The sequence below is a fragment of the Aeromonas sp. PI_26 genome (genome assembly GCF_027854445.1).
Taxonomy (GTDB): Bacteria; Pseudomonadota; Gammaproteobacteria; order Enterobacterales; family Aeromonadaceae; genus Aeromonas; species Aeromonas veronii.
The window spans coordinates 66369-84494 of record NZ_JAJNOE010000019.1 but is presented as its reverse complement, the minus strand read 5'-3'; the positions used below and the strand labels follow the sequence as shown (position 1 = coordinate 84494).

Below are 18126 nucleotides of genomic sequence, written 5' to 3'. Positions count from 1 at the left end.
ACCATTGCTCAGGCCGTCACCATCGCGGTCCCCGTTCGGATCAGCCACCGGGTCGTTCGGGTCAAGCGGGTTAGAGCCGTTGTCTACTTCGGTCTTGTCGTCAATGCCGTCACCGTCGGTGTCTTTGTTGTCCGGATCGGTACCGAGCTGGTTCTCCTGGCCGTTGGTCAGGCCGTCGCCATCGCGGTCCCCGTTCGGATCAGCCACCGGGTCGTTCGGGTCAAGCGGATTGCTGCCGTTGTCCACTTCGGTCTTGTCGTCAATGCCGTCACCGTCGGTATCTTTGTTGTCCGGATCGGTACCAAGCTGGTTCTCCTGGCCGTTGGTCAGGCCGTCACCATCGCGGTCCGCGTTCGGATCATCAACCTCAGGTCTGGTACGGCTTTGCAGTACCTCGAGGGTGCTGTAAGCGCTGACCTCGTTCCCCTTGATGTCACGTACAATGACTGTGATGCCGTAGATATTGCTGCCTTCTGCTTCAAATGCGGGCAGCTCGGGCAAGCGCAGAGTAGTCAGATTTGCACCGCTCAACTGCGCAGCCGGGATAGCAAGCTTGTCAAACAAGGGGCTCTGCCAAACAATCTCGGCAATAGGATGTTTGCTACGCACTTCCTGCAGTGAAATATCAAACGGGCTGTTTTCGAACGCACTGAGCAACTGTGGTAAACCAACAGACATCAGTTGTGCCTTGGTGTATTCGAGAACAATCTGGTTGTTGCGTTCGACCAGGTCATAGCGCATGCCCTGCATGGACTTGTTGACCTTGCTGCCATCCAACATGTTGTGGAGTGACTCGCCCAGACGCCATTCAAGATTTAACCCAACCTGGCTGTTGCTCTGGCCACCGGATGCTTCAGTGTGCTTGGCATCAAATTTGACCAACGGAACCGGCTGATAACCGACACCCAAGGTAATGGCATGGGGATCTTTCTCCAGCTTCTGGGAGCCCAGAATGTCCACGTTGTCACCAAAATATTTCTCTGCGGTAACAGAGCCAGACAGTGCCGGATGCGACGGCAGATAGGCCTGAATGTTGACATCAATACCGCTGGCCGCACGGGACAGGTGATCTTCGATCTTGTCGCTATCTTTCCAGGAACTCAGCGGTATATAACCGTTGGCAGACATTTTGAGATTGTCACGCCATGCTTCTGCACCAATACCGGCGCGGGAAGCACTCTCGGTGAAATCCTGGTCATAAAAGGCGTTGTAACCGAGCATCCAATCTTTGGTGAAATGGCGCTGGCCGATACCAATGTTGGCGGTGACATTGTCATTGCTGGATTTTCTGACCCCACCTTGCACAAATGGCATGCGCGACTCGCTCTCTGCGAATGGCATCAGCACATCAAGTGATGACTCGGCAATATTCATGTCATCGTCGAGAGCAATTTTGGCTCTGGCGGTCCCCTTGCCTACCAATTCCTGAGCATACTGGTTAGCTTCGGCCTCAAAACCTGAGACAGCTTGACGCTTCCAGTACTGTGCTTCTTCTTTGGCGCCATAGGATGAACCTGCAACAACAGATGCATTGTCAGCATTGCCATAAGTCTGGCGTGCAACTTTGGCTGCCAAGGTCTCGTCAACTTCGACCCCGTCATTGGTTGCAAACTGAGTAGCAATACGCGCAGCATTCTCCGCGGCGTAATCACCTACGGATTTGGCTTTTTCATTGCTTGCCGTCAGATTCAGCGGATTGTTGCCGCCCAGTTCAGGGAGAACTCCTGCTGCTGGAACCACAATTTTCTGGCCAACTTCGAGGGGATGAGTCGCCAGTCGACTCTCATTCATGGCAAGCAAAATATGAACAGGTACACCATGAGCTTTGGCGATGCCGCTCAGGCTGTCACCCACTTTAACGGTGTAGATATTCTCTGAAGGTTTTTGTTGACGCTTTTGGGTTTCAGTTACCGAGCCAGCCGCGTATGCAACGGGCAACACGGCATTGTGGCCGATAAAGAGGTAAGTCCATACCAGCTGATATACGCGACTTTTTTTAAACATATTGAAAAGCTCACTTCGGTTATTACAAGTTATGACTGGTTTTGCGCGTAAAGCACAAGGACCAGCCAACTCCGCATATAATATCTAACTGGCACGACCTGTTATGTAGGACACTCCGGCATGACTCGTAGGAATCGACCTACCCTTACATGTAAGTAAATTGCAAAAATCATTTTCAATCAGGGTGTTAATAGCAAGGAAAACCTTTTCCATGACAATATTCAGATAAAAAAAAAGGAAATGCGCAAATTCCTACGGGAATTCTTTTACAACCTATGTGATCATCCCCCCGTGCAACCACGACCCGTACTTCGAAAACTGGTTACACATTGCATAGAGTCAGACTTCCGACTTTAACAAGCCTGAACGTTTTGCCGCCAGTAGGCGGCTTTTTTATACATAGCATCTTGATTATTATTTATATGAGCTGCTAGTATTCACCGGTCTGCTCTGTTGAAACAGCATAAACCCATCTTTTAATTTATTGCCAGACACAAGCACTCAAGTAGCATTTCGCTACTCATTTTTATGCTGCTATCAAATAGTGTGGACAAATAAAAAAGACCGCTTCAAGCGGTCTTTTTTTATTCATATCGTCATTAACTAACACAGAGATAATATTCATTGTTTACCGAGTAGGTTCCATTGGAATTTCCATTATCCAATCTGAAAGCCCAGTGTATGCTACCTGCGGTGTGAACGTCTGATGTCCAAAATGCATAGATATTTGTTGGCCAGCCGATCACGGAAGAAATTTTGTTGGCTGGGTAGGCATTATAGAGAAGCTGATACTCAGCCCTTGTCGGCAATCTCATGCTAAGCTGCTGGCACTTTGTTGTAGCACCACTCTGGGAAGCCAGTTCGCCCGATACTGCAGAACGGTAAAAAGTAAGCGCCCCCACTTTCACTTTTAGATGGGCAACTTTCCATACTGCTGATACCCTCTTTTTCCCCAGATTTGCCAACCCACTCTGAGCCATCGGCTCAACCTCTACGGCCAGCTCTTTATTGAGATCGGTCTCTTTCACCATGTACTCACGTGCCGTTTCACCGGCGATAGCAACGCCGTTGACGTACCATTGATATCGACTGGCTCCCTCAAGGTCCCCATCCAGATCTTCATATTGGTAACTTGCTGAGACCGCCGTTCCTGGCCCGGCCAACTGGCCACGGTTGACCTGGATATTGGTGACTTTCGGTATACGACCAGTAGCCTGTTCCGTCCAGTCACTACTCCCCTGAGTGGCTTGCGGGTAGCCCCGCGGAGTAAGCGCGCGAGCAGCTATGTAATAGCCTGTTGACTCTGACATCAATTGCGCATCGATGTATGAACAAGATCCCTGACCAGACGGTTCAGAACACCAGCGCGTCTGGTAAGTGATCTCGTCTCCATCCGGATCAATGGAGCTGTCAACCCGCTCCACTCTCAGGTACTGATCTTGTGTCATGGTTTTGAATGTCATGGTGGGTGCCGTCGGAGCCCCACGCCCGAAAATAGCGGTTGTTGGATCACTCACTTTGGCAATTGCTGAGTGACCAGCTAGCAGAAGCAATGCCATGCCCCCCATCTTTGACAAACACAGGGCCTGGTGTAAACGCAATGGTAAAATCATGGTTCTTCCCTTGATTAAAACGTCGCAATATGAATTTATTGCCACCTCGTTTGTGGACAAAAAAAAAGAGGCCCGGTATAGACCGGGCCTCCTTGCCACTCTTGGGATATGTCGTACTATTACTTGCCGTTGGCATCCACACGGAACTTGTAACCCTGATCCGCCCCCGTGGTGGTGTAGGTGGCACTGGTTGCGCCAGCAACATCAACCCAATCTTCCGTACCATCCAGCGCACGTTGCCATTGGTAGGTGGCATCAGCACGGTCAAGCTTCTCGCCCGCACCATCATCCAGCGTCACAGCGGAGTGCAGAGTGGTTCCGACTACCGGATTGCCTGCAATTGCAACACCTGCTTCATCGACTACCTTGACGTCAGTTGCGGCTTCAACCACGTTGTCAACTGTGATGGTGATAGTGATGGTGTCTTGTGCCCCGGTCGCCGGGTCAGTGACCGTTACCTCAACCACATAGGTGCCATTGCCATCGCTATCAAGCGGGTTTTCTGCATCTTGCGGTTTCAAGGTCAGCACACCGTTGTCGTCAATGGTGAACTGGCTACTGTCATCACCACCCAGGCTCCACTCCAGATCACCACCACTGTTGTTGTTGGTAACGGATGAACCGATATCTACCTTGATCTCCTGGTTTTCTGGGCCACTGCCGTTGCCATCCCCGTCAAGGCCAATTGAGCCCGGGATGCCAGGATTCTCAACAATGGGGCCTTCACCACCGATCTCCAGTTCACCGGCAGCAATAGTGATCTCATTCGAGAGACTGTCTGCTGAGTAACGGGTTGCCATCGGGAAGCTTCGCTCGTCGGCAACGGCACGCAGCTTAAGGGTCAGCTTTTTGCCAGCATCAGCAGGTTGCGGGGTATAGGCGGGAATGGCATCGATGCTACCTGCTAGCTGCTCGGCACCGACATCAACACCATCCAGTTGCCAAACGTAGTACCAGTCGGTCAGTGCGTCACCATCTGCATCGGCAGTACCCGGTACCGTTGGTAGAGTGACCGGCACACCAACCACCCCCAGCCCTGTGATTTCCGGTACGGCAACGACGGTGATTTGACGGCCATGAATGGGGCCTGCGTTGTTGGTTGAGACTAAAGCACTTGCGCCGTTACTGACAAGCGTTGCCAGCAAAACGGCAGCCAAGGTGGTACGACGAATATGATGAGAAGGGGTTGCAAACTTTTTCATGAATAGAGACCTTGTCGGTTACATACGCAGCCCAATAAGCAACTGCACGTTGTTAACAATCGCGAGGAGACTATCCCTGGTTCACTGCCCCGAAGGTGGGCTTGATACCGCTTGCACTTTTAAGCCTATCGGATGAGGCAAAGGACAAACAACTCTGTATCCGGCTGGGCAACATTTCATATTGACCAACGCATTAAGACCGGCAACTCGATTTTGGATTTTTATCTTTTCAACGAGCCCGCTGAATCGATGAGCAAATATTAGCCACCAACACACTTCGACTCAGTAGGACATTTCAACTTGAAATGTAGGAAAATACCCATTCCTCAGAGAGCACTCAGATGCTCACATTAATTCTATTCTTATAAATTTATGTCGGTTAATTAACACGGCCATCCGTACTGAGAAAGAAATATCTTAGGAAAACCTTTACAGCACAATCTTAAATATATTATTGCGGCCACAATAATTTCCACGTTATTTAAACTCAATAGCGTTACTGCTCATTGAAGAGATTTTGCGCGCACTCGATTAACATTACATCGATTTATCATACTGTTGATCCAAAAAATCATGATTCGATATGAACAATACACACAACAACCTGTGGGGATATATGAATATAAGAGGTGTTATGCTGACAAAAATGACAATTGGACAAAAGCTATTAGTTGCGTTTTCTGCTCTTACATTAGTGATGCTGAGTTTTGCATGGTTTGCCACCGCACAACTTTCCAACCTTTATCACACCACCAGCAAGATCACCAATGAGATAATTCCCTCCATCCGGGCATCTAGCCAGATGCATGTTACCTTGTTGGATGCGGGTCGCGCGGAGCTAAACATGATCATCGATAAGATGGGGAATGTAGTGTTCAACTAAATCCGGACACTTGGTTAGGCCAAACCTCGGCTTTTGCTGGCGGTATCCCGTAATTGTGTTGATGTGGACGCCGGTAATTGTGTTGTTCTATCAAGTAACATTCGATCAAATATGGATGAGTCACTACTGCTGGCCCCTAAAAAAACAGCTGCTGCCGACTATCAGCAATCGGCATAGCAGTGACAACCAATACTGAAGTTCCGCTGTTGGGTATGGCTGCAGATGCAGAAACAGGAGTCACTTCAAGGACAAGGTATTTGCCTATATCATCCAGGGTGGGAATGTAGTTGATACCTCCGGCAATTAGCACTTTGTTGAAACTCCCAGCCTGATCATCAGCCCGATACCACAAGTAATAGTGTTCACCTGCAGGATCTCCGTCAACATCTTCATAGATAAAATGGCCCGTCAACATCTGACCCACAATGCCATTACCAATAATCTGCACATCCCTTGCAACAGGAGGTGTTCCAATCATATGTGCGACAACCTCTTGACTCCATGTGCTCTGTCCCTGCTTGTCTTGTGGATATCCACTAGGTGTGATCGCTCTGGCGACGACGTATCTGTTACCCGGTGTAGTGAACATTTGTTTTTGCCCTTCTACACAGGTTCCCTCCCCCCCAGGCTGAGTGCACCATCGAAACTGGTATTGAATAGGATCACCGTCGGGATCACTGGAGTGGGCATTGGCAGTCAATAATTGCCCCAATCGAAAGCTTGGGACAGAAAGCACAGGTTGCACAGGTCCCCCCTTACCGTGAACCGGCAACGTATGCTCACTCTCCATCGCAATCACAGGAAATATACCAATCATCAGCCATCGTACAAGACAAGCTATTCGAAATATTAACAACGTCATCATTTCAATCCATTTCATGATAATCATCTCCACTCTGCTACTTATGCATCACATTAAACTTGCAGTTAATATCCGTTTTTATCTCTGAGCTCAACAGCCCAGCTGGGGCTCGTGCGAGCCTCACAAAGATACAGATTAACGGAGCAATTTAAAGTCAGAAAATGCTGACTTTCGATACAGCTTAGGTCTGGTCAATCACACCAACGCACGCCATTCGGAAATATCTTACGCACAGAACAAAAATCATTCATCTTCGGTTCACTTGCGAACCGGAGATAATATATTTAGTTTTTTGTCGATTAAATAACTCGCACAGTTCCCGCTGTTCAAATAAAACAGCATTATCATTCATGGCAAGTATTACCATAAGGAAGATACAATGAAGAAGTTGCATGGGCTTTATATTTTAGTGACTGCGGCGTTGTTTCAACAAACAGCGCAAGCTGAAGGATATTATATTTCAGGAAAGTTTATAGAGAGTACTCAGTACGCCAGTAGTATGGATACCACACTTCGTGTTGGTATTGACCCTCGTAACGCGAGTTACACTGAAGTTGTGAGCAAAGATGATGATAATCGTGGCTCAGTGGCATTAGGCTATCAGTTTGATAAATATTGGCAAATAGAGTTGGAATATAATCCAAAGACTGATTCACATTATATCACAAGTATTGACGGTGGTTCTTTTAGCGGTTCCAGAAATAATTATCAAATAAGCACTGAACGACTGATGATCAATGCATACCATGAAGTACCTTTTTACGATTCATTGTCTGTATATGGTCAAGCAGGTCTAGGCTTGTCAAAGATAGATGTAACGGGTTGGCAAGGTAATGAAAGCAGACGTTTTGATAGCAATGAACAGAGCAACCTTGCCTATTCTATTGGTGCTGGCTTGCGTGCAAACATTAATTCATCATTTATCTCTGATCTTGGATACCGCTATATCGGTCTAGGAAAGGTTGAAAGCGGATTTAACCGTTTTGATAATGCTCGCCATCAGAGTGATGAGCAATTAAAAGCTGAACTATCATTACAAGAAATTTACCTTGGCCTAACCTATCTATTCTGATTAACCCACTTCAAAAACAGCAGGTTGACATCAACCTGCTCCTTAACAACATCAATGAGCAATAGATTATGATTAAAAAAATTGCGCTTAGTGTTTTATTACCATTGTCAATATCGCCTCCTGCATACTCTGCTACAAGTCCAGTCACGACCGACATCAATGCGGAAAATGGTTATCTTAGTACCCATGTTCTGGACACCTCCCTTGGCAAAGGAGCTGATGGAGTAGAAGTAAAACTGTTTAGATATGGCAGCAAGCAGTGGCAGCTAATCGACACCCAGCGTACAGATGAAAATGGCAGGATCAAACGATTTACCAATGTTGAGTTAGGGAGCAACGATGCTTTTGGTAAGTACAAGCTTGAGTTTTCAACAGAAAAATACTACCAATTGCAGAAAAAAAAGAGCTTCTATCCCATAGTGAATATTGAGTTTTATGTGGATGATAACACAAATTATCATGTCCCAATTACATTGACCCAATATGGTTACGCCACATATAGAGGAAGTTAATTATGTACATCCGTAGAGCAAAAAAAATCTTTATCACCACCATATTCACATTAGCATTGTCAGGTTCCGTATTAGCAGCCAGTGACTTCCAACCAGTAAAACCCACATCACTATCTGACTATCGGTTAAGTTACGAAGAGATGCATTCCATCGCCAATAGTCACGTATTACCACATCGAATATTTTATTATCCATCCGTGGGTCCACACGCCAAGTGGTTTGATGCCATAAAAAAAGGGAACTTGGCTCAAGTGAAAGAAATGGTAGAGTCAGGACAACCACTTGAAGCTAAAGATAATTTAAGCGGTCGCGGGCAGACAGCCCTTGGATGGGCGGCCTTTATCGGCTACGAAGATATAGTCAACTATCTTATCGATAAAGGTGCAGACTTATACGCGACAGATGATGCTGACGTTAAAAATGTGCTCAAATCAGCAGCACTAGGGAAAAGCGCTGATGTCGCGAAGACAATATATAGCAAACTGAAAGGGAAAGTAGATATCAACGATCAGAGTGCAGATAAAGAAGCAGAAAGCTTGTTGATGATAGCCGCCAGCAACAATAGAATTGAGATGGTTAACTATCTGCTATCCATTGGTGCCAAAGTAGATCTTGTCAGCGAACCATTGCAGCAAAACGCACTTACTTATGCATGCTCACGTGGTCATCAAGATATAGTTGACATCTTGATTAAACATGGTGCAGTGAATTTCAAGACAGGAAAGAAAGCATGCTAATATAATTTTATAAAGGTTGCATTATTTGCAACCTTTATATTTTTATCTATATACTAATAACTTCATGATATAGTTTCACAGCACCGCTTCTATGTGCTTCAGCAACTATACGCCTTCAAATATGCAACATATCAGAATTTTCTCTCTTGTGATCAATAGTAAACCACGTAATATTTTAACCTCATATAAAACAAACTGTGGCTAGAGTTTTTTAATACAAGGATGTACTAATGAGTTATGATCATTTTTTTGACCATTTTTGCCAACGTTATACACATCAGCCCGAGTATTTGCAAGCTGTCAGTGAATTGCTTCATTCCATTTGGCCCTTTTACTCATCTCATCCAAAATACCAACAGCAGAGTTTACTTGAGCGGATATTGGAACCAGAGCGCCTAATCCGCTTTCGCGTTTGTTGGGTAGATGATAAGGGGATGGTACAAGTCAATAGAGCATTTCGCATTCAACACAGCTCAGCTATCGGTCCTTATAAGGGAGGTATGAGATTTCATCCAAGTGTCAACGCCTCTATTTTGAAGTTTCTAGCCTTTGAGCAGACTTTCAAGAATGCACTGACCTCTTTGCCAATGGGGGGAGGCAAAGGCGGCTCTGATTTCGATCCAAAGGGAAAAAGTGAAGGAGAAATCATGCGCTTTTGTCAAGCGTTGATGCTCGAGCTTTATCGCCATGTAGGCCCTGATACCGATGTGCCTGCTGGCGACATTGGTGTAGGAGCTCGGGAAGTCGCCTATATGGCAGGAATGATGAAAAAGCTGACCAATAGAAATGACTGTGTGTTTACAGGAAAAAGTGTCTCCTTTGGGGGCAGCCAGCTTCGGCCTGAAGCAACCGGATATGGTTTGCTATATTTTGTGTCTGCCATGCTAGCCCAGTCAAATCAACACATTGCAGGTAAGCACATTTCTATATCTGGCTCAGGCAATGTTGCTCAGTTTGCGATAGAGAAAGCAATAGCACTAGGGGGCAAGGTGATCACCGCATCCGATTCCTCTGGTTGCATTTACGATCCCTTAGGCTTTACAGCAGAAAAACTCCAATCGCTGCAAGCAATCAAAACCAATGGTGGACAAATTAAAGAATATGCAGATAGGGTTGGTGTCCAATTCCATGAAAAGCGCTCCCCTTGGTTTGTACCTACTGACATAGCTCTCCCCTGCGCGACGCAAAATGAATTGAGAAGCGGAGATGCAAAACTGCTCATCACGAATGGCGTCCAACTTGTTGCAGAGGGAGCTAACATGCCTTGTACTGCGGAGGCAATTTCGCTTTTTCATGAGACAGGTGTCTCGTTTGCACCTGGTAAAGCCGCGAATGCCGGAGGTGTAGCTACTTCAGGTTTAGAAATGAGTCAAAATGCTCAGCGATTATCTTGGTCTAGAGAAATAGTTGATGAACATTTGCAGCAGATCATGATATCTATACACTCCCTCTGTATCGAGTACGGCCGTGATAACAAGGGATGGATAAACTATGAAAGAGGCGCCAATATTGCAAGTTTTGTCCGAATAGCTGACGCAATTTTGGAACAAGGTATCTTGTAATTCAAAAACAAGGATGCGAAGAAGACCTCTTCGCATCCTACATGCTGGGGAATCTCGTAAAAAACAAACTCAAAAGGCATTGGTAACGTTTGAGAGTATTACTTTCCCCTATAACACAATCATATATACAATCAAAATTATATTCCCATTTATTACTCCATCAGTCTGCGAAGCAACACCCCCGCTAATATTGAAATTAAAGCTATCCAGTCTAGTGAACCACCGCCTCCCCCGTTACTTTTATCCTCATTAGCATTAACAATGGAGCTTTCATTATTATCTGTGGTTATTTGTGCAGTCTTGCTTACGGTCAACGCTGAACTCATGGCAAAAAATATATTATCAGCACAAGAAATTTTTATTCTTGCAGCTTCACCTATATCGACAGGAATAAATATACTTGCGGCCCCATTATTGGGTTGCTTCGGCGCTATTGACCTCCAACTGCCCCCCTCATCTGAACTCAGGGAGATATTAACCATACTGCAACTAATAGGAGGTCGGTCTGTGCTACCCACCTCCCAGTTAACTATATTTTTTTGTCCAGCTGTGATGTGATTGCCTGGCATCGGATAGATTGAGAAACGGGCATCACTCAGGATTTTGACTTTCATATCGTCGCTGGCTACGCCACCTCTGTTATCTCGTGCCGTAAGACGAAAATTCAACTCTCGCGTCAACTCAGGCCACGCTTCCCCCTTCGCCAGTACACCTGTAACCAGGGATTTCATGGAAGGGAAAGTGCGTTCTGGACTCTTGATTGGCTGCATAAAACGGAACAGGGGTCGAAAGCCATCATCAACCATTGAAGCCGCATTCATAGAGGGCTCACCAAGATCAATCTGCTCCCATGAGTAACTCAATTCATCGCCATCGGGATCACTACCTGCGCCGGTCAACGTGAATGGGGTCATAGCGGGTATCACAATGTCATTTCCGGCATTAACAACTGGTTCCTCATTCATCGACTCAATAACAGTGCCAATATCAGAATGCAAAGACAAGTGTGCTTTTATCTGTTCAATTGATTTGCTGTGAAAATAGGGATCACTGTGTGATTGAATACTCTCTTCACCACATAAGCCAGCATACGCCATTATAGAACTGCCACTTCCTGGTTCCCAAGCTTGCTTAGGATTACGGTTGCCACCTCCACAACTACCACTTGTTCCATTAAAAGTATGATCCGCACCAAATTGATGGCCGAGCTCGTGGGCGACGTAATCAACAAAGAATCCGTCCCCAGTAGGATTCCATGAGCCCGTCATACCCATTGATCGACTCGCGGTGCCAAGGGATCTCAGAACGGCAACACCGCCTCCACTAGTCGTCAACACATGGCCTACGTCGAAATTTCCAACAAGGTTATTATTCTTGGCTAATGATTGAACCGATGCATTGGTTTTCATATCCAATGTGCTATTAGTGAATGGATCTGTCTGTGGGTCCGTAAATATCAAATTGTCGTTACCACTTGCTAATTTAAGCTCAACACCAAGATCTCTGCGATAAATCTGATTGAGTCGATTGAGCAATGTCATCACTGCATTAAGTGCTTTTTCTTTTGTCCCCCCATGAAACCTAGTGTATTCACCGGTAGTCGAAATGGCGATTGTATACGCTTTGACGATGCTTTTTCCCTTATGATCAGGCTCTTCTATATCTTGCTCAGAATGTCTGCCCACAATAGGATTAAGAAAAATCTGCTCGTCTTTCTTCTCTAAATTACTACGAGAATCATTTTGATAGTAAGAGGCATAGCGACCATCTCCCAAAGTATCCAGATACACAGAACGACCGTTATATACGAATACACCATAAAATCCATTAGGCCCTATATCAAATCGCCCCTGTGCTGTCGGGTTATCTACTTGGTGACCTTGAAAAGTTAATAATTGAGGGTATTGGCGTGCCAAGTCATCAGGTAGAAGCGAGTAAGGCGTAAGCACATACATGATGGTTCCCCCCTCAGGCAGAGGCAATTCGATCTGCGACATTCCGGCATACAGCTGTTGAAGATAGCCTTCATCAGCACTTAGCAGATGATATGCCTTGGCTCGAACTTCTCCTTTTGCTTGGTCAGACCCCTTTTCCGCCAGTGTAACCCATGGGGCCGCATTCAATACGCCGCTTACGAACAGACCTGCTACTAAACATACCCCTTTCATAATACATGTCATCTTAGATAGCCTCACTTGTGACTGATGGCTACTTTATCGATATGGTAGGAATAAACTTTACATACAGTAGGAATGATCCTACTGAGATAATCATTTTGTTATTAGCGGAAGTCTAAAAATTGCCCCTGCAACTATTGACGTACCCTGGTTACATTGACAGGGGCATTGTTGCCTAAATCGATGCAGTTTGAAGGGAACTTACTGAGGACTCGGAGATCTGATCACCACCATCCTCTTCAAGTTTGCATCATGGGCACGTCGCTTCACCCCATCACCAACTGGCCTAGGCGTTGTTTCCCAAATCGATGCCGCTTGAATGGAACTAACTGAGGACTTGGTGATCTGATCACCACTATCCTCTTCAAGTCTGCATCATGGGCATATCGCTTCATCCCATCACCAACTGGCCTCAATACAACAAGTCTTTGATTAACCGTGGTTCACTCACCTTCTGGGTTGATACCGAGGCCATGAACAACTGGTTTCACCACGACCATCACGGACGGCGGGGCCGCAGCCAGCTCTACACCGACCAGACCATTTGTACCTTCCTGATGCTCAAGGGGATTTTCAACCTCACTCTGCGAGCCACTCAGGGACTACTCGATTCTCTGTTCGAGTTGATGAATATGCCGTTGTGCGCACCTGACTACAGTTGTGTCAGCAAGCGCGCTCGCACAGTGAAAGTGGCCTATCGACAACCCGCCAAGGGGCGTATCACCGACCTGGTTATCGACTCGACCGGCCTGAAGGTATTTGGTGAAGGCGAGTGGAAGGTCAGAAAACACGGCGCCGAGAAACGGCGAGTGTGGCGCAAGTTGCATCTGGCGGTAGACCCGGTGACCCACGATATCGTGGCGGCGGAAGTCTCACTGGAAAATGTCCATGATGCCGAGGTGTTGCCCACCTCGCTCAACCCTCTGCGGCGTAAGCTGGGACATGTTTATGCGGATGGTGCCTATGACAGCAAAGCCAGCCATCAGCTTATCTCGCGCAAAGGGGCGACAGCCTGTATCCCGCCTCGTAAGAGCGCGGGGTTATGGAAAAAGGGGCATCCAAGAGATGAGGCCGTGCTGGTGATGCGCAAGAAAGGGCTGGCGCACTGGAAGAAGATATCGGGGTATCACCGTCGCTCGCTGGCAGAGACGGCGATGTATCGGTTCAAGCAGTTGATGACGGGCAAAATCAGTCTGCGGACCTACAACGGTCAGGTAGGAAAAGTGATGGCGTATGTTGGTGCAATCAACAAACTGAACACCCTTGGTCTGCCTGTCAGAAAGCCCCGAGTGTAACGGTCACTTGGGGCTGTGGCGGTTGTGACCTGATGGCTGATTTGGGAAACAACGCCTCCTGTGACTGGTCATCTGATTTTTCACTGACACATTAACGCGTCCTAACGTGTACACAGATATGTACCAAACTGGTCTGAAACGGACTGAATCAAGATCGGACAAAGTGAGACAATCTGAGATAACACTCCATATAACGACTTGTTTTTCAAGCATATAGACACAATTCAGAACCACGAAATGAACCAGCAGACAAATCCTACCTTCTATTTCCGTATAAACAGGTCTCGGTATAACCTCTACCTGACCAGCCGTCTCAACGCGCTCCGAGATACTCGGTGAAGGCGTCGATCACCTCTTCAATATCGTCATCGTTGATTTGCAGATGGGTCACCAGCCGCAGCTCGCCGTAACCGGAGAAGAGGATCCCCCGCTCCTTCATAAAAGCGAGCAGAGGGGCCGATTCCCCCTCACGCAGCCGCAGGAACACCATGTTGCTCTGCACCAGCGAGAGGTCGAGCTCGATGCCCGGCAGTGCAGCCAACCCTTCGGCCAGCCGTTTGGCACGGCGGTGATCATCGGCCAGACGGGTCACATGCTGCTCGAGGGCAAACAGACCGGCTTGCGCCAGAATCCCCGCCTGACGCATGCCACCTCCCAGCATCTTGCGCAGGCGGCGCGCACGGGCGATGAAATCGTGGCTGCCTACCAGCAGCGAGCCCACCGGTGCGCCCAACCCCTTGGAGAGACAAATCGAGATACTGTCAAACGGTGCAGCGATCACCGCGGCCGCTGTCTCGCTGGCCACGGCGGCGTTAAAAAGCCGGGCGCCATCGAGATGGAGCTTCAAGCCACGTTCAGCAACAAATGCCCCCATCTCCTGCAGATAGGAGAGCGGCAGCACCTTGCCGTTGTGGGTGTTCTCAAGGCAGATCAGGCGAGTCTGGACGAAGTGGGCATCATCAGGGGCCAGCGCGGCCTTGATATCATCGAATGCCATTGTGCCATCGCGCTGCATCGGCAAGGGTTGCAGGGCCACGGAGCCCAGCACGGCACTCCCCTGCGCTTCATAGCGATAGATGTGAGCGGCGTTGCCGAGGATGGCCCCCTCACCGCGCTGACAGTGGCTCATCACCGCCAACAGATTGGACATAGTGCCGGACGGCACAAACAGCGCCGCCTGTTTGCCCAGCAATCTGGCCCCAAAGGCCTCCAGCGCGTTGACGCCCGGATCTTCACCATAGACATCGTCACCGACTTCGGCGTGGAGCATGGCTTGACGCATGGCGTCAGTAGGCTGGGTGACGGTGTCACTTCGTAAATCGATATAGCGCATGAGATCCCTCCTGAAACAGGAGAGTGACGTTAGCCATGCGCCCCTCGCTTGGCAAGGGGCGCATGAGCAGAATGTGAAGCTAATAGACGTCCATAGAACCCGCAGGCGGGTTTTACCAAGGCATCGGCTGACCGTTGAGATCCAGTAGCTGACCCGATTGGGTCAACGATAACCCCTTGATGAGATTGAGCAGTTTCACCGCCACCTCGGCAGGCTCCTGCAATTGCTCCGCAGGCAACTCGCTCAGAAAGGGGGTGTTCATCGGGGAGTCCATCAAGCCGGGCGCCACCGCCACCACCCCTGCTTGCGGGAAACGCTGCGCCCACTCAAGGGCCAGAGTTTTCACCCCCATGTCGAGGGCAGCCTTGCTCATCCGGTAGCTGTAACGTCCCCCCTCCAGATTGGAGGTGATGGAGCCCGCCAGATCGGAGATGGCACAGAGCCACAGCGGATGGTCACTGCCCATCAACCGACTGAAACGGGCAGCCAGCGCCAGTGTTGGCCAGGCATTGGCCAGCAGGCTGTCGCACAGCCACTTGGGGTGCACCTCTTCGACCCGTCGCTCCGGCATAAAGCTGACATCGTGCAACAGGCCGATGGTGTTGATCACCACAGTGGGGAGCGGATCGGTGTCGTAGAGGGTAAACAGGGCGTCGAACGAGATGGCATCCACCTCTTGCAGCGGGAAGAAGGCCCCCATCTCGATCCCTTTTGGATAGGTGCGCCCGGCCAGAAGGAAGGATTCCCCCCTTGCCATCAGCTCTCTTGCCAGCGCCGAGCCCAGCGCACCGCTTCCGAGGATCAAGTAGCTCATCGCCCATTCCATGGAGAGTTATCTTGCTTAGAGCGTATCAGAATAATCAACCGGCCGTGACACGACCAAAGGGTAATATGCCCCTCATCACGCTTCCCCCAGATGGCGACCAAACTCCCGCGCCAGCGCCAAGTCGAGAAAACCGTCTGCTTTCTTGTGGGTGCGTAAAAACTGGTAATAGGCGAGCAGGGTGACCAGTGCCTCCTCATCGGGCAGCCCCACCCCGGGTTGCTGCTCGCCCAGCAGTAGCTGCGCCGCTGCCAGCGCCTCCCTGTCTACCACTTCCGCCTGACGGTAGAGATAACCGCAGCCGGTTGCCAGCCACTCCAGTGAGCAGTTGGCCCCCATGGCGATCTGGTTGGCCCGCGCCAGGCCAGGCTCGGCTCCCTTCAAATATTTGCGGATCAGCGCTTCACTGAGCCCCACCTTGCGGGCAAAAGCGCTCACGCTCATCTCCCCGATCAGGCTCTGCAAGCGCTCGGCAAATCCTTCCATCCAACTCTCTCCCCTACTCTGCGGTCAGAACCAAAGTTCGAATCATGCCACTGCCCATTATTGCTTTGCCAGCCACATGAGGCCAAGATGCCCGCAGTCATCTATGTTGCACATCGTTTTCGCATCGTGTTTTTCAAGGAGTCAACCATGTCTGTATCCCGTGTCGCCCTGCATCCGCAAGGCCCCACCTTCTCTCGCTTCATCATGGGTTACTGGCGCCTGATGGAGTGGCAGCTCTCTCCGGCCGCTCTGCTCGATCTGATGAAATATCATCTGGATCTGGGGGTCACCACCATCGATCACGCCGATATCTATGGTGGCTACCAGTGCGAAGAGGCCTTTGGTCATGCCCTACGCCTCGAGCCTTCCCTGCGCAGCCGGATGGAGATTGTCAGCAAGTGCGGCATCGCCCTCACCGCCAAACCGGAGCATGCCCTCAACCACTACAACACCGGCAAGGACCATATCATCGCCAGCGCCGAGGCCTCGCTGCGCAAGCTCGGCACCGACCATCTGGACCTGCTTCTGATCCACCGCCCGGATCCCCTGATGAACGCAGATGAAGTGGCCGACGCCTTTATCACCCTGAAACAGGCGGGCAAGATCAAGCACGCCGGGGTATCCAACTTCACCGCCCGTCAGTTCGAGCTACTGCAATCGCGCCTCCCCTTCCCGCTGGTCACCAACCAGCTGGAGATCTCGCCGCTTCATCAGGAAGGGACCCTCGATGGTACCCTGGATCAGTGCCAGCAGCTTGGCATCAAGCCGATGGCCTGGTCATGTCTCGGCGGCGGCCGACTGTTCAGCGATGACGCCTATGCCCCGCTGCGTGCCGAACTGGAGCAGATCCGTCAGGAAGTGGGCGCCCAGACTATCGAGCAGGTGGTCTACGCCTGGGTAATGATGCTGCCAAGCCAGCCGCTGCCATTGATTGGCTCCGGCAAGCGGGAGCGGATTGCTGCCGCCGTAGCCGCCGAATCTGTCGAGCTGAACCGCCAGCAGTGGTTCCGCATCCGCAAGGCGGCGCTCGGTTACGACGTCCCCTGATAACAGCAAAACGTCCAGAAACAAAAACGGCATGGGGGAAACCCATGCCGTTTTTTTATTGCCGAGGCACCTTAGCGGTGGCGCTGTTGCGGGCGACCACGGGGAGCATCTGTCTTCGGTTTGGCCTGGTTGACGGTGATGGTACGGCCACCGACTTCTGTGCCATGCAGACCAGCGATGGCCTTTTCGGCATCACCATTGACCGGCATTTCAATAAAACCAAACCCCTTTGACTGGCCGGTATCGCGGTCGATGATGATATCAACCTTGTCGACCTGTCCAAACTGGCTGAACAGGGTTTTCAGTTCGTCGGCCGTCATCCGGTACGACAGATTTCCTACGTAAATCTTCATGCCATCCACTCTCGATTCAAGGTGCCTTCTCTATGCAATTCCCAGCATAACGGTAAGGGCACAACCCCTATGCCGGACCTGCCATGGCTTCATGCCGTGGCCTTCTCCACACTGTCGTCAAGTGATTGATCTCTTGGGTTAACAGTGCAGACAAGATCAATTCGA

General features: G+C 49.4%; 16 protein-coding genes. 7 read left to right on the top strand and 9 right to left on the bottom strand.

Annotated elements, in window-relative coordinates; all coding sequences use genetic code 11:
• The 3 genes from LRL22_RS17860 to LRL22_RS17850 form a co-directional block, all read right to left on the bottom strand.
• Positions 1-2004, bottom strand: a 2004-nt coding sequence (locus LRL22_RS17860) for an inverse autotransporter beta domain-containing protein (RefSeq protein WP_270906000.1), incomplete at its 3' end; no start/stop codon positions are given.
• 599 nt (positions 2005-2603) lie between these two features.
• Positions 2604-3563 (bottom strand): adhesion domain-containing protein, encoded by a 960-nt coding sequence (locus LRL22_RS17855; protein WP_270905999.1) that lies wholly within the window; start codon positions 3561-3563, stop codon positions 2604-2606.
• Between the two features lie 173 nt (positions 3564-3736).
• Positions 3737-4819 (bottom strand): hypothetical protein, encoded by a 1083-nt coding sequence (locus tag LRL22_RS17850; RefSeq protein WP_270905998.1) that lies wholly within the window; start codon positions 4817-4819, stop codon positions 3737-3739.
• A gap of 583 nt (positions 4820-5402) precedes the next feature.
• On the opposite strand from LRL22_RS17850, the gene LRL22_RS17845 reads away from it, so the two are divergent.
• A complete protein-coding gene (locus LRL22_RS17845; protein WP_270905997.1) occupies positions 5403-5702 on the top strand; it encodes a CHASE3 domain-containing protein in 300 nt (99 codons plus the stop codon).
• Between the two features lie 136 nt (positions 5703-5838).
• On the opposite strand, the gene LRL22_RS17840 is transcribed toward LRL22_RS17845, so the two are convergent.
• Positions 5839-6582, bottom strand: a complete 744-nt coding sequence (locus LRL22_RS17840) for a hypothetical protein (RefSeq protein WP_270905996.1) — start codon at positions 6580-6582, stop codon at positions 5839-5841.
• Positions 6583-6943: 361 nt separating this feature from the next.
• On the opposite strand from LRL22_RS17840, the gene LRL22_RS17835 reads away from it, so the two are divergent.
• The 4 genes from LRL22_RS17835 to gdhA all read left to right on the top strand — a co-directional run bounded on the left by LRL22_RS17835 (position 6944) and on the right by gdhA (position 10447).
• On the top strand, positions 6944-7636 hold the full coding sequence (locus LRL22_RS17835; RefSeq protein WP_270905995.1) for an outer membrane protein: 693 nt from the start codon (positions 6944-6946) through the stop codon (positions 7634-7636).
• A 68-nt stretch (positions 7637-7704) separates the two neighbouring features.
• Positions 7705-8148, top strand: a complete 444-nt coding sequence (uraH, locus tag LRL22_RS17830; protein WP_270905994.1) for a hydroxyisourate hydrolase — start codon at positions 7705-7707, stop codon at positions 8146-8148.
• A 2-nt stretch (positions 8149-8150) separates the two neighbouring features.
• Positions 8151-8885, top strand: coding sequence for an ankyrin repeat domain-containing protein (locus tag LRL22_RS17825; protein WP_270905993.1), 735 nt, complete (start codon positions 8151-8153; stop codon positions 8883-8885).
• A gap of 230 nt (positions 8886-9115) precedes the next feature.
• The gene (gdhA, locus tag LRL22_RS17820; RefSeq protein ID WP_270905992.1) at positions 9116-10447 is read left to right on the top strand and encodes an NADP-specific glutamate dehydrogenase; all 1332 of its coding nucleotides are present in this window, start codon (positions 9116-9118) and stop codon (positions 10445-10447) included.
• A 152-nt stretch (positions 10448-10599) separates the two neighbouring features.
• On the opposite strand, the gene LRL22_RS17815 is transcribed toward gdhA, so the two are convergent.
• A complete protein-coding gene (locus LRL22_RS17815; protein ID WP_270905991.1) occupies positions 10600-12615 on the bottom strand; it encodes a reprolysin-like metallopeptidase in 2016 nt (671 codons plus the stop codon).
• A gap of 386 nt (positions 12616-13001) precedes the next feature.
• Between LRL22_RS17815 and LRL22_RS17810 the strand changes: the two genes are divergently transcribed.
• On the top strand, positions 13002-13919 hold the full coding sequence (locus LRL22_RS17810) for an IS5 family transposase (protein ID WP_270905990.1): 918 nt from the start codon (positions 13002-13004) through the stop codon (positions 13917-13919).
• A 313-nt stretch (positions 13920-14232) separates the two neighbouring features.
• Here LRL22_RS17810 and ltaE read toward each other — a convergent pair whose 3' ends face one another.
• The 3 genes from ltaE to LRL22_RS17795 form a co-directional block, all read right to left on the bottom strand.
• On the bottom strand, positions 14233-15252 hold the full coding sequence (gene ltaE / locus LRL22_RS17805) for a low-specificity L-threonine aldolase (RefSeq protein WP_270905989.1): 1020 nt from the start codon (positions 15250-15252) through the stop codon (positions 14233-14235).
• A gap of 112 nt (positions 15253-15364) precedes the next feature.
• A complete protein-coding gene (locus LRL22_RS17800) occupies positions 15365-16066 on the bottom strand; it encodes a short-chain dehydrogenase (RefSeq protein ID WP_270905988.1) in 702 nt (233 codons plus the stop codon).
• 87 nt (positions 16067-16153) lie between these two features.
• The gene (locus LRL22_RS17795) at positions 16154-16561 is read right to left on the bottom strand and encodes a helix-turn-helix domain-containing protein (protein ID WP_005351138.1); all 408 of its coding nucleotides are present in this window, start codon (positions 16559-16561) and stop codon (positions 16154-16156) included.
• A gap of 147 nt (positions 16562-16708) precedes the next feature.
• On the opposite strand from LRL22_RS17795, the gene LRL22_RS17790 reads away from it, so the two are divergent.
• Positions 16709-17608 carry an aldo/keto reductase gene (locus tag LRL22_RS17790; RefSeq protein ID WP_270905987.1) on the top strand — a complete coding sequence of 300 codons (900 nt, stop codon included), beginning with the start codon at positions 16709-16711 and terminating at the stop codon, positions 17606-17608.
• 71 nt (positions 17609-17679) lie between these two features.
• On the opposite strand, the gene LRL22_RS17785 is transcribed toward LRL22_RS17790, so the two are convergent.
• Positions 17680-17961 (bottom strand): RNA recognition motif domain-containing protein, encoded by a 282-nt coding sequence (locus LRL22_RS17785; protein ID WP_005337180.1) that lies wholly within the window; start codon positions 17959-17961, stop codon positions 17680-17682.
• Between the last annotated feature and the right edge of the window lie 165 nt (positions 17962-18126).

Bases quoted from the DNA above. Each gene is read 5' to 3' on its own strand.
- LRL22_RS17825 (WP_270905993.1), top strand. From the start codon at position 8,151: ATGTACATCCGTAGAGCAAAAAAAATCTTTATCACCACCATATTCACA.
- LRL22_RS17840 (WP_270905996.1), bottom strand. From the start codon at position 6,582: ATGAAATGGATTGAAATGATGACGTTGTTAATATTTCGAATAGCTTGT.
- LRL22_RS17850 (WP_270905998.1), bottom strand. From the start codon at position 4,819: ATGAAAAAGTTTGCAACCCCTTCTCATCATATTCGTCGTACCACCTTG.
- LRL22_RS17815 (WP_270905991.1), bottom strand. From the start codon at position 12,615: ATGAAAGGGGTATGTTTAGTAGCAGGTCTGTTCGTAAGCGGCGTATTG.
- uraH (WP_270905994.1), top strand. From the start codon at position 7,705: ATGATTAAAAAAATTGCGCTTAGTGTTTTATTACCATTGTCAATATCG.
- LRL22_RS17795 (WP_005351138.1), bottom strand. From the start codon at position 16,561: ATGGAAGGATTTGCCGAGCGCTTGCAGAGCCTGATCGGGGAGATGAGC.
- LRL22_RS17855 (WP_270905999.1), bottom strand. From the start codon at position 3,563: ATGGCATTGCTTCTGCTAGCTGGTCACTCAGCAATTGCCAAAGTGAGT.
- LRL22_RS17800 (WP_270905988.1), bottom strand. From the start codon at position 16,066: ATGAGCTACTTGATCCTCGGAAGCGGTGCGCTGGGCTCGGCGCTGGCA.
- LRL22_RS17810 (WP_270905990.1), top strand. From the start codon at position 13,002: ATGGGCATATCGCTTCATCCCATCACCAACTGGCCTCAATACAACAAG.
- LRL22_RS17845 (WP_270905997.1), top strand. From the start codon at position 5,403: ATGAACAATACACACAACAACCTGTGGGGATATATGAATATAAGAGGT.
- ltaE (WP_270905989.1), bottom strand. From the start codon at position 15,252: ATGCGCTATATCGATTTACGAAGTGACACCGTCACCCAGCCTACTGAC.
- gdhA (WP_270905992.1), top strand. From the start codon at position 9,116: ATGAGTTATGATCATTTTTTTGACCATTTTTGCCAACGTTATACACAT.
- LRL22_RS17785 (WP_005337180.1), bottom strand. From the start codon at position 17,961: ATGAAGATTTACGTAGGAAATCTGTCGTACCGGATGACGGCCGACGAA.
- LRL22_RS17835 (WP_270905995.1), top strand. From the start codon at position 6,944: ATGAAGAAGTTGCATGGGCTTTATATTTTAGTGACTGCGGCGTTGTTT.
- LRL22_RS17790 (WP_270905987.1), top strand. From the start codon at position 16,709: ATGTCTGTATCCCGTGTCGCCCTGCATCCGCAAGGCCCCACCTTCTCT.